This is a genomic window from Microbacterium sp. LCT-H2 (assembly GCF_001866135.1).
Taxonomy (GTDB): domain Bacteria; phylum Actinomycetota; class Actinomycetes; order Actinomycetales; family Microbacteriaceae; genus Microbacterium.
Genome location: NZ_MODW01000006.1, coordinates 71,587 through 86,009 on the forward strand (window position 1 = coordinate 71,587; position 14,423 = coordinate 86,009).

The window sequence follows — 14,423 nt, forward strand, 5'->3', positions numbered from 1 at the left end:
GCCGCGTCCTCTCAGCCGGCGAGTGCCGCCTGACGGCGCGCTACCGCGTCGCGGACGGCGGAGAAGAGCGGGTGCTCCGGATCGAGTCCCGTGGTGCGGACGGTGAAGCCCGTGGGGTCTTCGGTGCGCAGCAGGGCCTGCAACTCGACCGACTGCTCGTCGGCGGGGTCGTCGAACGCCAGCGCGGCGGCGACGGCTGCCACGAGGGCGTCCGTCGAGAGTCCGTGCTCGGCCGCCATCGCCGCGGGACCGATGAAGCGCTCGTGCCGGGAGATCTTCCGCAGCGGCTGCCGGCCGACGCGCTGCACGGTGTCCACGAGCGCGGGATTGCGGAACCGCTCGAGGATGGTCGCGCGGTACTGCGCCAGCTCCGCGGGGTCGAGACCGTGTTCGACGACCAGCACCGCAGAGGTCTCCTCCAGCGCCGCGGAGACCTGCGCGGCGATCGCCTCGTCCGCGAGGGCGTCCGAGATCCGCTCGATGCCCGCCCGTGCCCCGAAGTACGCGGTGGCGGCATGACCGGTGTTCACCGTGAAGAGCTTGCGCTCGATGTACGGAGCGAGGTCGTCGACGAAATGGGCGCCGGGGATGCGCGGCGGGGTGTCGCCGAACGGCCGGGCCTCGATCGCCCACTCGAAGTACGGCTCCACCGTGACGTCGATGCCGCCGCCCTCCGGCTGCGCGGGCACGATCCGGTCGACGGCGGTGTTCGCGAACACCGCACGCGCGAGGAGGGCGTCGGCGTCCGGCCCCGCCGCGGTGACGATCTCCTGCCGCAGCTGATCGGTGGCGCCGATGGCGTTCTCGCACGCCATCACCTGCAGCGGCGCGGCCTCGGGCGAGCGCAGCGCGAGCCCGGCGACGATCGACGGGGCGACGAACCGCAGCACGGTGGGGCCGACGGCGGTCGTGACGACGTCGGCCGTCGCCACCTCCTCCGCCACCACGGCCGGGTCCGTGCGGCTGTTCACCGCACGGAACCCGGAGACGACGTGGTCGGTCCCTCCGGGGCCGGCTTCGTGCACGGTGTACGAGTCCGCCCGGTCGATCGCCTCCACGAGCGCGTCCGCGACGTCGCTGAACACGACCTCGTAACCGCCCTCGTGCAGGAGCAGGCCGACAAAACCGCGCCCGATGTTGCCCGCCCCGAAGTGGACCGCCTTCATCCCTCGTTCACCTCCGAGAGGAGAGCGAACAGCTCGTCCGGCGTCGCCGCCGCTTCCAGCCGCGCGACGTCGTCCTCTTCCGAGAAGAGGATCGCGATGCGCGACAGGATGTCGAGGTGCTCGTCGCCGACCCCGGCGATGCCGATCACGAATCGCGCCTGCTCGCCGTCCCAGTCGACGCCGCCGTCGTAGCGGACGACGGAGAGGGCCGAGGCGAGGATGGCGTCCTTCGCCTCGTTCGTGCCGTGCGGGATGGCCAGCCCGTTGCCCATGTACGTCGACACGGTCTCCTCGCGCTGGCGCATCGCGTCGACGTACGCCGGGGTCACCGCACCGGCGGCGACGAGGATGTCCGTCGCCTCCTGGAGCGCATCGTCCCGCGACGCGCCTCCCGGGTGGATGCGGACCTGCTCGGCAGTGAGAACGCTCATTCTTCGTCCTTTCGCTGTTCCTTGACCATCTCGACGACCTCGTCGTACTTCGGCGAGTTCATGAAGTTGTCCACCGACACGTGCCGGGAGTCCGGCGACTTCGCCGTGGCCCGGTCGGTGAGCTGCTGCTGCGTGATGACCACGTCGGCGCCGCCGTCGAGGTTGGCGATGGCGGCGTTCGTGACGGTGACGCCCTCGATGCCGGCCTTCTTCAGCTTGTTGCGGAGCACGCTGGCACCCATGGCGGACGAGCCCATGCCGGCGTCGCACGCGAACACGATGGTCTCGATCGGGGCCGCCGCGACCGCGGTGGTGGCGGGAGCCGGCGTGGTCTCCGGAGCCGGCGTCGCGGTCGAGGTGCGCAGGGCGTCCATCGCCGCGGACGACTTGCCCTTGTTCGCCTCGGTCTGCGCGATCGCCGCGCCGAACGCGTCGCCCTCGGCGGCGAGGTCGCGCGTGCGCGAGGCCCGCAGGATGACGCCGGTGATGAGGAACGTCACGGTCGCCGCGATGATGACCGACAGGTAGACGACGAGGAGGTTGGCGACGCCCGGGCCGATGGCCGCGGCGGTCACGGCGATGATGCTGCCCGGGGCCGCCGGGAAGGCGAGCCCGCCGCCGAGGACCATGTTGGTGGTCACACCGGCCGCTCCACCCGCGATGAGCGCGAGGATCGTGGTCGGCTTGCTGAGCGCGTACGGGAAGTAGATCTCGTGGATGCCGCCGAAGAACTGGATGATGGCGGCACCGGGAGCGGAGGCCTTCGCCGCGCCGACCCCGAAGAAGGTGAAGGCGAGCAGCAGACCGAGGCCGGGGCCGGGGTTCGCCTCGATGAGGAAGAGGATCGACTTGCCCGTCTCGGCGGCCTGCTCGATCCCCAGCGGGGTGAACACGCCGTGGTTGATGGCGTTGTTGAGGAACAGCACCTTGGCCGGCTCGACGATGATCGACACGAGCGGCAGCAGGTTGAGCGAGACGAGCCAGTCGACGGCCGCCCCCAGCGCGGCGCTGATGCCGAGCATGACCGGGCCGAAGGCGAAGAACCCGACGATGGCGAGGATCATGCCCAGGATGCCGGCGGAGAAGTTGTTGACGAGCATCTCGAAGCCGGGGCGGATCTTGCCGTCCCACAGCTTGTCGACCTGCTTCATGATCCACGCGGCGATCGGGCCCATGATCATGGCGCCGAGGAACATCGGGATGTTCGTCCCGACGATCACGCCGACGGTCGCGATCGTGGCGACCACGCCACCGCGCTCGCCGTAGACCATGCGTCCGGCCGTGTTCGCGATCAGGAGGGGCAGCAGGTAGGTGACCATCGGGCCGACCAGGCCCACGTAGGCCAGGATGTTGCCGTCCGCGCCCTCGGCGACCGCGGTCATCGCGCCCTGCCAGCCGAGGACGGCGGAGTCGCCGCCGCCGCCGATGATCTCGGCGACGCCGGCCCAGTGCCAGCCGAACGGGCTCTCGGCCCCGAAGAAGCCCTTCGGGATGAAGAGCATCGTGATGAAGCCCCAGGCGATGAAGGCCGCGATGTTCGGCATGATCATGCCGGAGAGGAACGTGCCGAAACGCTGCACGCCCACGCGGAGGCCACCGGGGGCGGTGGCAGCGGGTGACGTCGTCGTCATGATGTGGTCTCTTTCTGATGAGGGGGGAGTGCCGCGGCGAGGGTCGCCGCAGCGGTGCGGGCGGAGGGGGCGTCGTCCGCGCCGAGCGCGGCTTCCGCGAGGCGGAGGGCATCGTCGCGAGTCCGGGCGGCGAGCGCCTGGCGGACGTCCGCGAGGGCCGACGGCGCCATGGAGAGGCTCGTCGCGCCGAGCCCCACGAGGACGACGGCGAGCAGCGGATCGGCCGCGGCCTCGCCGCAGATGCCGACCGGCTTGCCGAGACGGGCGCCGGCCGCGCCGACCTCGCGCACCAGGCGCAGCACTGCGGGGTGCCAGGGGTCCTGGAACGACGCGACGGAGCCGAGCAGCCGGTCCGCGGCCATCGTGTACTGGGTGAGGTCGTTGGTGCCGATGGACGCGAAATCGGCGTGCGCGAGCACCCGATCGGCGAGCAGGGCGCTGGAGGGCACCTCGACCATGACGCCGGCCGTCTTCAGCCCGTACTCGCGGGCGAGGCCGGTGAAGTACACGGTCTCCTCGACGGTGGCCACCATGGGTGCCATGACCCACAGGTCGGCGTCGGTCGCGGCGTCGGCCTCGGCCAGCGCGGTCAGCTGCTCGCGGAGGATGTCCTCGCTCGCGCGGAGTGCCCGCAGGCCGCGCAATCCCAGGGCCGGGTTCTCCTCGTGTGCGTCGTTGAGGAAGGCCAGCGGCTTGTCGGCCCCCGCGTCGAGCATCCGCACGACGACCTTCTTGCCGGGGAAGGCCTCCAGGAGCTCGCGGTAGGCGTCCCGCTGCTGGGCGACCGTCGGCGCCTGCGACGCGGAGAGGAACAGGAACTCCGTCCGGAACAGGCCGACGCCCTCGGCGCCCCGCGCGACCGCGTCGGCGGCATCGGCCGGTTTCCCCAGGTTCGCGAGCAGCGCGACCGATGTGCCGTCGGCGAGCGCGCCGGGTGTGAGCGGGGCGTCGTCGGCGGCGCGGCGGGCGGCGGCGCGCTCGGCGGCGCGGGCGCGCTCGTCATCGGTCGGCTCGCGGGTGATGACACCCGCGGCCGCGTCGACGATCACGGTCTCCCCGGTCGTCAGAGCGTGCCCGTCGCCGACGCCGACCACAGCCACGATGCCCTTCTCCCTGGCGAGGATCGCCGTGTGGGAGGTCGGGCCGCCGTCGGTGGTGACGAGGGCGAGCACCTGGTCGAGGTTCAGCAGCGCGGTGTCGGCGGGCGCGAGGTCGCGCGCCACGAGGACGAACGGGTGCCCAGGGTCGGGCACGCCGGGGGCCTCCACACCGCGCAGTCGGGCGAGCACCCGCTGCGCGATGTCGTCGAGATCGGCGGCACGCTCGCCGAGGTAGCCGCCGACGGCTTCGAGTGTGGCCCGGAAGCCCGCGAAGGCGTCGTGCACAGCCCACTCCGCGGTGGCGCCGGCGTCGATCCTGCTGTCGACCTCGTCCTGCAGGGTGGGGTCCTCGGCGATCATCGCCTGCGCCTCGAGCACCTCCTGCGCCGCACCACCGGCGGCCTCGCCGCGCTGGGTCAGCTCCTGCGCGACGACGGCGACGGCCTCGCGGACCCGCGCACGCTCGGCCTCCGCCCCCGCGGTGCTCGGCGTGTTCTCGGGCGCGGGCAGTGCCTCGGTCATGCGGACGACCGGCCCCTGCGCGACGCCGAGACCGATGCCCACCCCTCGCAGCGCGCTCATCCGGCGGCGTCCTGGTCGTGGTCGGTGGTCAGCAGCTCGGTGAGCGTGTCCAGGACCCCCTCCGCGCCGTCGCCCTCGGCCGTGAGCGTCACGTAGTCGCCGTGCTCGATGGCCAGGGCGATCACCCCGAGGATGCTCGCGGCGTTGACCGGCTTGCCGGAGTCCTTGGCGATCGTGACCGCGAGGCCGGAGTCCTTCGCGGCCTGCGCGAAGATCTTGGCGGGCCGGGCGTGCAGTCCGTGTGAAGAGCCGATGCGGACGGTGCGGGTGGCGGTCATGGTGTTCCTTTCGGGGCCCCGCCGGCGGCGGCGAGGGTCGACTGGGCGAGGAGAAGCGTGCGGCTGCCGTCGCGATCGGCGAACACATCGTCCGGCAGGACCGCGACGGGCGCGCGGGTCAGAACGCGGATGGCGCCGAGGCGCTCGCGGAGGTGCGGGCCCACGAGGACGAGGTCGTGCCCTCCGAGGGAGACGGTGCTCTCGACGCCGGCGTCCGCGTCCCAGTCCAGTCCCGCCGCGGCGGCGGCGGTGCGCAGGCGCTGGGCGACGAACGTGCTCGACGCACCGGCGCCGCAGACCACGAGAATCCTCATCGATGTCACCTTCCTGAGAACAGTCTGGGAAACGCGGGCGCGGCGGCACCAACACGTTCTCTTCCGCCCCTGCGGAACCCTGCTCGCCGCGCCCCTGCCCCCGGAGGCTGTCATCATGGAGAGCAGTCGGACAGTGCCGTCAGCACGGGAACTCGGAGGGATCATGTCGCGCCAGCGTCAGGACCAGCTCCTCGCCGCCCTGCTGCGCGAGGAGGGCTGGGCGACCGCGGGCACGCTGGCCGACCTCCTCGGCGTGACGCCCCGCAGCATCCGTTCCTACGTCGCGGCCCTGAACGCCCGCACGCCCGGTGCCGCGGTCGTCGAGTCCGGCCCGGCGGGCTATCGGGCGGGCCCCGGCGCCCGTGGCGCGCTCCGGGTGCGGCAGGGCGGCGACTCCGCACCCCGGGAACGCCTCCATGCGCTCGTCCGGCTCCTCCTCGACGCGCCGGAGGGCATCGACGTCTTCGACACCGCGGACGCGCTGCACGTGAGCGAGGCGACCCTCGAGGCCGATCTCGTGCGGGTGCGCAGCCTCCTCGACGGCACCGACCTCATGCTGGAGCGGGCGCGCGAACGGGTGCGGCTCCGCGGCGACGAAGCGGCGCAGCGGCGTCTGCTCAGCCGCCTCGCCCATGACGAGATGGACGACGCCTCGTTCCACCCCGAGATCTTCCGGCGGGCCCTCTCCGGGACCGCGGTCGACGCGCGAGCGGTGGGACCCTTCAAGTCCGCCCTGGTGGGAGAACTCGGCGAGCTGGGCTACTACGTCAACGAACTCGCGATCGCCGACGTCCTGCTGCACATCGCGATCGCCGCCGAGCGGGTGGCGGCCGGCCGGGCCCTCGAGGCTCCGCCGTCCGGCGCTCGACCCGAGATCCCGCGGGTCGGTGCCGTCATCGCGCGGCTCGCGGCCGCGCACTTCGACGTGGTGCTCGGGGAGGGGGACAGCGGACACCTGGCCTCCCTCGTCCTGACGCGCATCGTCGCTCCGGGCGGCGAGGCGACACGGGAACTCGCGCGCAGCGGCGTCAGTCCGGACGTGGAGGCGGCGGTCCGCGCGGAGATCGCGCGGGCGGCCGACGACTACCGGGTCGACCTCGTCGACGAGACCTTCGTGCTCCGTCTCGCGCTGCACGTGCAGAACCTCCTGCGCCGTGCCGAGGAGAGCGCGCTCACCCGGAATCCGCTGACCCGCTCGCTGAAGACGACGTACCCGATGATCTTCGAGGTCGCGGTGTCGATCGCAAGCGGCCTGCACGACCGGCTCGGCACGCCCATCCACGACGACGAGATCGCCTACATCGCCATGCACGTCGGGGGGCGGCTGGAGCGGAGTCGCAAAGCGGAGTCCATCCTCACGGCGACCATCGTCTGCCCCGGCTACTACGAACTCCACGAACTCCTGCGGTCGAGCGTGGACCGCTCGCTCGGTTCGGCCATCGAGGTCACCAGCGTCATCACGAACGTTGACCCGGATTGGGCGTCGTTCGACACCGACCTCGTGCTGAGCACGATCGAGCCCGGGGCCTCCGGCGACCGCTTCGTGCGCATCCAGCCGTTCCTCACCGACGCGGACGTCGACCGCATCCAGCAGGCTGCAGGGCGCCTGCGCCGGGGGCGACGGCTCGCCCGGCTCCGGGAGGAGCTCGCGCGCTACTTCCACCCCGACGCCTTCGTGCATCCCCTTCCGGACGAGGGGGAGGAGGCCATCATCCGGCGGCTCGGCGCGCCGCTCGTGCGGGCCGGCCTGATCGGCGACGACTACGTGGAGAACACGATCATCCGGGAGCGCATGTCCTCCACGGCCTTCACCGACGCGCTCGCCGTGCCGCACGCGCTGCAGATGACCGCGGCGCGCACGGCGATCGCGCTCGGCGTGGCCGAGGGGTCGGCGGCCTGGGGCGACGGACGCGTGCAGGTCGTCGCGCTGGCCGCCTTCAGCGAGAGCGACCGCGCCGCCTTCCAGACCGTGTTCGAGCAGCTCGTGGAGGTGTTCAGCGAGCGCGAGAGCGTGCAGCGGATCGTCCGGCGCAGCGCGACCTTCGAGGGCTTCCTCGACGAGCTCGTCGCCGTGATCGACGGCTGAGGCTCAGGCGTCGGGGGCGAGCACGCGGGTGAGCTGGTCGAGGACGCTCTCCGAGGCGGGGCCTGCCGGCGTCTCCAGGGTCACGGCGTCGCCGGGTGCGAGGGCGAGGTCCATCACCGCGAGGACGCTGCGCAGATCCACGGCCGCGCCGTCCGCGGTGCGCAGCGTGACCGGGAGCTCGTGCGCCTGCGCGAGGCGCACGAGCTCCGCGACCGGCCGTGCGTGCACGCCGTTGTGGGCGCTGACGACGACGTGGCGGACGGGCATGGTCAGGAGCGCTCGTCCAGGAGGACCCGGACGCCCGCCTCCAGCTCGGCGACGGCCGCTGCGGCCGCCTCGGCGGAATCCCCCGTGGCGTCGATGTACACCTTGAGCTTCGGCTCCGTGCCGCTCGGCCGGACGATCACCCGGGAGCCGTCCGAGAGCCGGTACCGCAGCACGTCTCCGGAGGGCTGCCCCGGAGCGCTCTGCAGCAGGTCCTCGGCCGACGCGATCGAACGTCCCGCGATCTGCGTGGGCGGAAGCGACCGCAGCGAGAGCATCACCGTGCCGATGAGCGACAGATCCGCCACCCGCACCGACACCTGCGCGCTCGCGAAGTGCCCGTACGCGTCGCCCACCTCGCGGACGAGATCGGCGAGGGTGAGCCCGCGCTCCTGAGCCTCGGCGGCCAGGCCGAGCACGGCGACCGCGGCGGAGATGCCGTCCTTGTCGCGCACGGTCTCGGGGTTGACGAGATAGCCCAGGGCCTCCTCGAAGCCGAAGACGATGCCTGGCGCCCGGGAGATCCACTTGAAGCCGGTGAGCGTCTCATGGAAGTCCAGCCCGTGGTGGGCGGCGATGGCGCCGAGCCCGGGGGAGGAGACGAGCGAGCAGGCGAGCGAGGCGCCGGGAGTGCCCGCCGCCTGCCGCGCGGCACGCGCGCCGAGCAGCAGGCCGACCTCGTTGCCCGTGAGACGGCGCCAGCCGTCCGCGGCGGTCTCGTCCGGGACGGCCACGGCGAGGCGGTCGGCGTCCGGGTCGTTCGCGAGGATGAAGTCCGCCTTCGCCCTCCTGGCGGTGGCGAACGCGAGATCCATGGCCCCCGGCTCCTCGGGGTTCGGGAAGGAGACCGTGCGGAACGTCGCGTCCGGATGCAGCTGCTCGTCGACCACGATCGGCCGCGGGTAGCCGGCGGCATCGACGATGCGGGCGACCGTCTCCCAGCCGACACCGTGCATCGCGGTGTAGACCCAGCGCAGGCGGCGGGCCCCCGCGGGCGCCGGCGCGACCGCGGCGGTGGCGGCGACGTAGGCCTGGACGAGGTCCTCGGCCGCGGTCTCGTAGGCGGTGGACCGCGGCAGGGCCCGGACGTCCCCGCTGTCCGCGATCCGCTGGATGTGGGCGGCGATCTCGGCGTCGGCGGGAGCGACGATCTGCGAGCCGGCATCCGGGCCACCGAGGTACACCTTGTAGCCGTTGTCGTCCGGCGGGTTGTGGCTCGCGGTCACCATCACGCCGGCATCGGCGCCGAGGTGACGCACGGCGAAGGCCAGCACGGGCGTCGGCAGCAGGCGGGGGAGCAGGATCGCGCGCAGGCCGGCCCCGGCGAACAGCTCCGCGGAGTCCTGAGCGAAGACCCGGGAGTTCCGGCGTCCGTCGTAGCCGATCACGACCGTCGGCGTCGCCCCCGCGGCCCGCTCGCGCAGGTACGCCGCGAAGCCCGCGGCGGCCTGGGAGACGAGCACCCGATTCATCCGGTTGCTTCCCGCCCCGAGCGCGCCGCGGAGCCCGGCCGTGCCGAACGCGAGACGACTGCCGAAGCGGTCGTCGAGCTCCGCCGCAGCGGCCTCGTCCCCGGAAGCGGCACGGGTGACGATGCCGGCCAGCTCGTCGCGGGTCTGCGGGTCGGGGTCCTGGCGCAGCCAGGCGCGGGCCTGGGCGAGCCGCTCCTCGCTCACAGGGCCTCGACCACCCGGGCCAGCAGGGCGGAGATCACCGGCTCCGCCTCGCGTCCGGCCTCGATGACCTCGGCATGGCTCAGCGGCGTCTGCTGGATGCCGGCGGCGAGGTTCGTGATGAGCGAGAACCCGAGGATCTCCATGCCGGCCTCGCGCGCGGCGATCGCCTCGAGCGCGGTGGACATGCCGACGATGTGGCCGCCGATGTGCTTCGCCATCTGCACCTCGGCCGGGGTCTCGTAGTGCGGGCCGCGGAACTGCGTATAGATGCCCTCGTCGAGCGTGGGGTCGACCGTCCGGGCGATGTCGCGCAGACGCTTCGCGTACAGGTCGGTGAGGTCGATGAAGGTCGCGCCCTCCAGGGGAGAGTCGGCGGTGAGGTTGATGTGATCGCTGATCAGCACGGGCTGCCCGGGCTTCCACGTCTCGCGGATGCCTCCCGCGCCGTTGGTGAGGACCATGATCTTCGCGCCGGTGGCTGCGGCGGTGCGGACGCTGTGCACGACCCGGCGCACGCCGTGGTTCTCGTAGTAGTGCGTGCGGGCGCCGATGACGAGGACGTTCTTCCCGCCCGGGGTCCGGATGCTGCGCAGGGTGCCGACGTGGCCCTCCAGGGCGGGCTTCGAGAATCCGGTGACCTCGGTCGCGGGGATGGTCGCGACGGTCTCGCCGATGAGGTCGGCCGCCTTGCCCCAGCCGCTGCCGAGCGTGAGGGCGATGTCGTGCTTCTCGACGCCGGTCAGCCGCGCGATGTCGGCGGCGGCTTCGGCTGCGACCTCGAACGGGTTCGCAGTGGGGTCGTCGAGGGGGTTGCTGTGGGTTTCAGGCATGGATCCACTCTAGGAAGTGGCAGGCTCCGGTGCCAGGATTGCGGAAGAATGGAGAGCATGTCTTCCACCACTTTCGAGCGCACTCAGCGCGTCGCCGTCCTCGGCGGCGGACCCGGCGGTTACGAGGCGGCCCTGGCGGCCGCCCAGCTCGGAGCGGAGGTCACCCTCGTCGAGCGCGTCGGTGTCGGCGGTTCGGCCGTGCTCACCGACGTGGTGCCGTCGAAGAGCCTCATCGCGACGGCGGACGCCGCGGTCGCCATCTCCGAGGCCAGCGACCTGGGCGTGAACTTCTACGCCAAGGGCGAGAACGGCAAGCCGCTCAAGCCGGAGATCGCCATCAACCTCGCCGCCGTGAACAAGCGCCTCGTGGCGCTGGCCGGTCAGCAGTCCGAGGACATGCGCACCACCCTCCTCGACGCCGGCGTGCGGATCCTCTCCGGTCACGGCCGGCTGGAGGGTCCGAACGCCATCGTCGTCTCCACGGGCGAGCGGGGCACCGACTTCGACCGCGTCGAGGCCGACACCATCGTCGTCGCGGTCGGCGCCTCGCCGCGCGAGCTCGACTCCGCCAAGCCCGACGGCAAGCGCATCCTCACGTGGACGCAGCTCTACGACATGAAGGCGCTGCCCGAGCACCTCATCGTCGTCGGCTCCGGCGTGACCGGCGCGGAGTTCGCCTCCGCCTACATGAACCTCGGCGCGAAGGTCACGCTCGTCTCCAGCCGGGAGCAGGTTCTCCCCGGCGAGGACCAGGATGCGGCGCGGGTGCTGGAGAAGGTGTTCAAGCGCGGCGGCATGCAGGTGCTGTCCAAGTCGCGGGCCGAGAAGGTCGAGGTCGTCGGTGACGGCGTCACCGTGACCCTGTCGGACGGTCGCACCGTCGAGGGCAGCCACTGCCTCATGGCTGTCGGCTCCATCCCGAACACCGCGGGCATCGGCCTGGAGGAGGCCGGCGTCGAGCTCGACGACTCCGGTCACGTCCGGGTGAACCGCGTCGCGCGCACCTCGGTGCCGAACGTGTACGCGGTCGGGGACTGCACGAACTTCTTCCCGCTGGCCTCGGTGGCCTCGATGCAGGGGCGGACGGCGGTGTTCCACGCGCTGGGGGACATCGTCATCCCGCTCGAGCTCATCAAGATCACCTCCAACATCTTCACGGCGCCGGAGATCGCGACCGTCGGCTACGGCGTCAAGGACGTCGAGGACGGCCTCGCCGACGGCATGGTCTACAAGCTCCCGCTCGCCGCTAACCCGCGCGCGAAGATGATGGGCATCAAGGACGGCTTCGTCAAGCTCATCGCCCGCAAGGGCTCCGGCACGGTGATCGGCGGCGTGATCGTGGCCCCGAAGGCCTCCGAGCTCATCTACCCCATCGCGATCGCGGTCGAGCGTCGCCTCACCGTGGACCAGGTCTCCCGCGTGTTCGCCGCGTACCCCTCGCTGTCGAGCAGCATCACCGACGCGAGCCGCGCGATGCACCTCGTGAACATCTCCTGACCCGAGACCCCCCGCAATCGCCGAGACCCCGGGCTGCAGACATCTGCAGCCCGGGGTCTCGGCGTGAAAGCGGGGTCTCGGGTCAGGAGATCGTGAGGAGCTGGTGACCGGCGGAGACCGTGGTGCCCGCGGCGGCGTCGATGTTGCCCACCACGCCATCCTTGTGCGCCTGCAGCGGCTGCTCCATCTTCATCGCCTCGAGGACGACGACGAGGTCGCCCTTGACGACCTGCTGCCCCTCCTCGACCGCGACCTTGACGACCGTGGCCTGCATCGGCGACTTCACCGCATCACCGGACGCCCCGGCGTTGGCGACCGTGGCATGGCTGCGGCGCGATGGCGGGACGGCGGCCGGGCGGCCGGTGGTGCCGGGGGCGACCGCGACGCGATCGGGCAGGCTGACCTCCAGGCGCTTGCCGCCGACCTCGACGACCACGGTGTGCCGGGCGTTCGCCGGAGCCGGAGCCTCGAGCTCGCCGTCCCACGCGGGGATGTCGTTGTCGAACTCCGTCTCGATCCAGCGCGTGTACACCCCGAACGTCCCGTCCTCGGCCGTGAAGGCGGGATCGCGGACGACCTTGCGGTGGAACGGGATGACGGTGGGCAGACCCGCGACCTCGAACTCGTCCAGAGCCCGACGCGCGCGCTCCAGGGCCTCGGCACGGTCCTTGCCGGTGACGATGATCTTGGCGAGCAGCGAGTCGAACGCGCCGGAGACCGCGTCCCCGGCGGTGACCCCGGAGTCGAGGCGGATGCCGGGGCCGCCGAAGGTCTTGAAGACGTGGATGGGGCCGGGCTGGGGGAGGAACCCGCGACCCGGGTCCTCGCCGTTGATGCGGAACTCGATGGAGTGGCCTTGCGGCTGGGGGTCGTCGTAGTCGATCGTCCCACCGGCGGCGATGCGGAACTGCTCGCGGACGAGGTCGATCCCGGTGACCTCCTCCGACACGGGGTGCTCGACCTGGAGGCGCGTGTTCACCTCGAGGAAGGAGACCGTGCCGTCAGCGCCGATGAGGAACTCGCACGTGCCCGCGCCGACGTAGCCGACCTCCTTGAGGATGGCCTTGGACGCCGAGTAGAGCTTCTCGTTCTGCTCGGGCGTGAGGAACGGGGCCGGCGCCTCCTCGACGAGCTTCTGGTGCCGGCGCTGCAGCGAGCAGTCGCGGGTCGAGATGATGACGACGTTGCCCTCGGCGTCGGCGAGACACTGGGTCTCGACGTGCCGGGGCTTGTCGAGGTACTTCTCCACGAAGCACTCGCCACGACCGAACGCCGCGACGGCCTCACGGGTGGCGGACTCGAACAGCTCCGCGACCTCGTCGAGCTCACGGGCGACCTTGAGGCCGCGTCCGCCGCCGCCGTAGGCCGCCTTGATCGCGATCGGCAGACCATACTCCTGCGCGAAGGCGACGACCTCGTCGGCGCCCGAGACCGGGCCGGGGGTGCCGGGCGCGAGGGGTGCACCGACCTTCTCGGCCACGTGGCGGGCGGTGACCTTGTCGCCGAGCGCCTCGATCGCCTCCGGGGAGGGGCCGATCCAGATCATTCCGGCGTCGATCACCGCGCGCGCGAACTCGGCGTTCTCCGCGAGGAAGCCGTAGCCGGGGTGCACGGCGTCGGCACCGGCGCGGCGGGCGACGGAGAGGATCTTCTCGATCTGGAGGTACGTCTCGGCGCTCGTCGCGCCACCGAGCGCGTACGCCTCGTCGGCCAGGCGCACATGCAGTGCGTCCCTGTCCTGGTCGGCGTAGACGGCGACCGAGGCGATCCCGGAGTCACGAGCGGCACGGACGATGCGGACGGCGATCTCGCCGCGGTTGGCGACGAGCACCTTCGCGATTTCAGGCATGGTTGCCAGCCTAGCGAGTAGCATCCCGATACTTTTGACGACTCTCGACAAGAAAGAGGGAAAAACGTGGAGGGGAGTCTACGACCACAGATCCGTCCACCGGACCCCGAGGTCGGCGGTGAGACGGCGCACGGTGGACAACGACATCCCCACGACGGTGGAGGGATCGCCCTCGACCTTGGTGATGAAGGCGCCGCCGAGGCTGTCCACGGTGAAGGCTCCCGCGACGTGCAGCGGCTCGCCCGACGCCACGTACGCAGCGATCTCCTCCTCGCTGATGTCATCGGCGAACGTCACCGCCGCCTCCGCGACCGCGGTCGCCTCGACGGGCTCGGAACCGGGGGATACGCGGAACACGGAGTGCCCGGAGTGCAGCACCCCCGTGGCGCCGCGCATCTCCTGCCACCGGCGCGTAGCCTCCTCCGGCGTGTAGGGCTTGCCGTACACCCGGTCCCCGAGGGCGAACATCGAGTCCCCTCCGATGACGATGCCGTCGAACGCGCCCTCGGCGGCCAGCCGCTCGGCGACGGCCGCGGACTTCGCACGGGCGAGCAGCAGCACGAGGTCGGCGGGCGCAAGGGGGCCCATGCGCTCCTCTGCGGCGGCGGCCAGGGCGTCCTCGTCCACCTCCGGCGACAGGGTGAGCGGTTCGATGCCGGCCTGACGCAGCAGCATGAGCCGGGCGGGGGAGGTGGAGGCGAGGCAGACGCGCATGGAGA

Annotated in this window: 13 protein-coding genes; 2 read left to right on the top strand and 11 right to left on the bottom strand. The window is 72.0% G+C overall.

The features are described 5' to 3' along the window. Positions 1-11: 11 nt before the first annotated feature. The 6 genes from BK819_RS13915 to BK819_RS13940 are packed head-to-tail and all read right to left on the bottom strand — an operon-like array spanning position 12 to position 5,502. Entirely contained in the window at positions 12-1,166 is a 1,155-nt protein-coding gene (locus BK819_RS13915) for a mannitol-1-phosphate 5-dehydrogenase (RefSeq protein WP_071329666.1), read from the bottom strand. Then, positions 1,163-1,597, bottom strand: coding sequence for a PTS sugar transporter subunit IIA (locus tag BK819_RS13920; RefSeq protein WP_025105671.1), 435 nt, complete (start codon positions 1,595-1,597; stop codon positions 1,163-1,165). Before BK819_RS13920 ends, BK819_RS13915 begins: the two co-directional genes overlap by 4 nt. Continuing rightward, a complete protein-coding gene (locus BK819_RS13925) occupies positions 1,594-3,228 on the bottom strand; it encodes a PTS mannitol transporter subunit IICB (protein ID WP_071329667.1) in 1,635 nt (544 codons plus the stop codon). Before BK819_RS13925 ends, BK819_RS13920 begins: the two co-directional genes overlap by 4 nt. Then, on the bottom strand, positions 3,225-4,910 hold the full coding sequence (gene ptsP, locus BK819_RS13930; RefSeq protein WP_083391808.1) for a phosphoenolpyruvate--protein phosphotransferase: 1,686 nt from the start codon (positions 4,908-4,910) through the stop codon (positions 3,225-3,227). Before ptsP ends, BK819_RS13925 begins: the two co-directional genes overlap by 4 nt. After that, complete coding sequence (locus BK819_RS13935) at positions 4,907-5,188, bottom strand: HPr family phosphocarrier protein (protein WP_071329668.1); 282 nt, start codon at positions 5,186-5,188, stop codon at positions 4,907-4,909. The genes ptsP and BK819_RS13935 overlap by 4 nt, the downstream gene beginning before the upstream one ends. Then, positions 5,185-5,502 (bottom strand): PTS sugar transporter subunit IIB, encoded by a 318-nt coding sequence (locus BK819_RS13940; RefSeq protein WP_071329669.1) that lies wholly within the window; start codon positions 5,500-5,502, stop codon positions 5,185-5,187. The genes BK819_RS13935 and BK819_RS13940 overlap by 4 nt, the downstream gene beginning before the upstream one ends. A 163-nt stretch (positions 5,503-5,665) precedes the next feature. Between BK819_RS13940 and BK819_RS13945 the strand changes: the two genes are divergently transcribed. Then, on the top strand, positions 5,666-7,588 hold the full coding sequence (locus tag BK819_RS13945) for a PRD domain-containing protein (RefSeq protein ID WP_071329670.1): 1,923 nt from the start codon (positions 5,666-5,668) through the stop codon (positions 7,586-7,588). A gap of 3 nt (positions 7,589-7,591) precedes the next feature. On the opposite strand, the gene BK819_RS13950 is transcribed toward BK819_RS13945, so the two are convergent. The 3 genes from BK819_RS13950 to BK819_RS13960 are packed head-to-tail and all read right to left on the bottom strand — an operon-like array spanning position 7,592 to position 10,358. After that, positions 7,592-7,855 (bottom strand): HPr family phosphocarrier protein, encoded by a 264-nt coding sequence (locus BK819_RS13950; RefSeq protein ID WP_071329671.1) that lies wholly within the window; start codon positions 7,853-7,855, stop codon positions 7,592-7,594. 2 nt (positions 7,856-7,857) lie between these two features. Further along, positions 7,858-9,528 carry a phospho-sugar mutase gene (locus BK819_RS13955; protein WP_071329672.1) on the bottom strand — a complete coding sequence of 557 codons (1,671 nt, stop codon included), beginning with the start codon at positions 9,526-9,528 and terminating at the stop codon, positions 7,858-7,860. Beyond that, on the bottom strand, positions 9,525-10,358 hold the full coding sequence (locus BK819_RS13960) for a purine-nucleoside phosphorylase (RefSeq protein WP_071329673.1): 834 nt from the start codon (positions 10,356-10,358) through the stop codon (positions 9,525-9,527). Before BK819_RS13960 ends, BK819_RS13955 begins: the two co-directional genes overlap by 4 nt. 48 nt (positions 10,359-10,406) lie before the next feature. On the opposite strand from BK819_RS13960, the gene BK819_RS13965 reads away from it, so the two are divergent. Next, positions 10,407-11,855, top strand: coding sequence for an NAD(P)H-quinone dehydrogenase (locus tag BK819_RS13965; RefSeq protein WP_060923621.1), 1,449 nt, complete (start codon positions 10,407-10,409; stop codon positions 11,853-11,855). A gap of 82 nt (positions 11,856-11,937) precedes the next feature. Here BK819_RS13965 and BK819_RS13970 read toward each other — a convergent pair whose 3' ends face one another. Both BK819_RS13970 and BK819_RS13975 read right to left on the bottom strand, forming a co-directional pair. After that, positions 11,938-13,704 carry a biotin carboxylase N-terminal domain-containing protein gene (locus tag BK819_RS13970; protein WP_071329674.1) on the bottom strand — a complete coding sequence of 589 codons (1,767 nt, stop codon included), beginning with the start codon at positions 13,702-13,704 and terminating at the stop codon, positions 11,938-11,940. Positions 13,705-13,782: 78 nt separating this feature from the next. Then, complete coding sequence (locus BK819_RS13975; RefSeq protein WP_071329734.1) at positions 13,783-14,418, bottom strand: nucleoside triphosphate pyrophosphatase; 636 nt, start codon at positions 14,416-14,418, stop codon at positions 13,783-13,785. Positions 14,419-14,423: the final 5 nt, after the last annotated feature.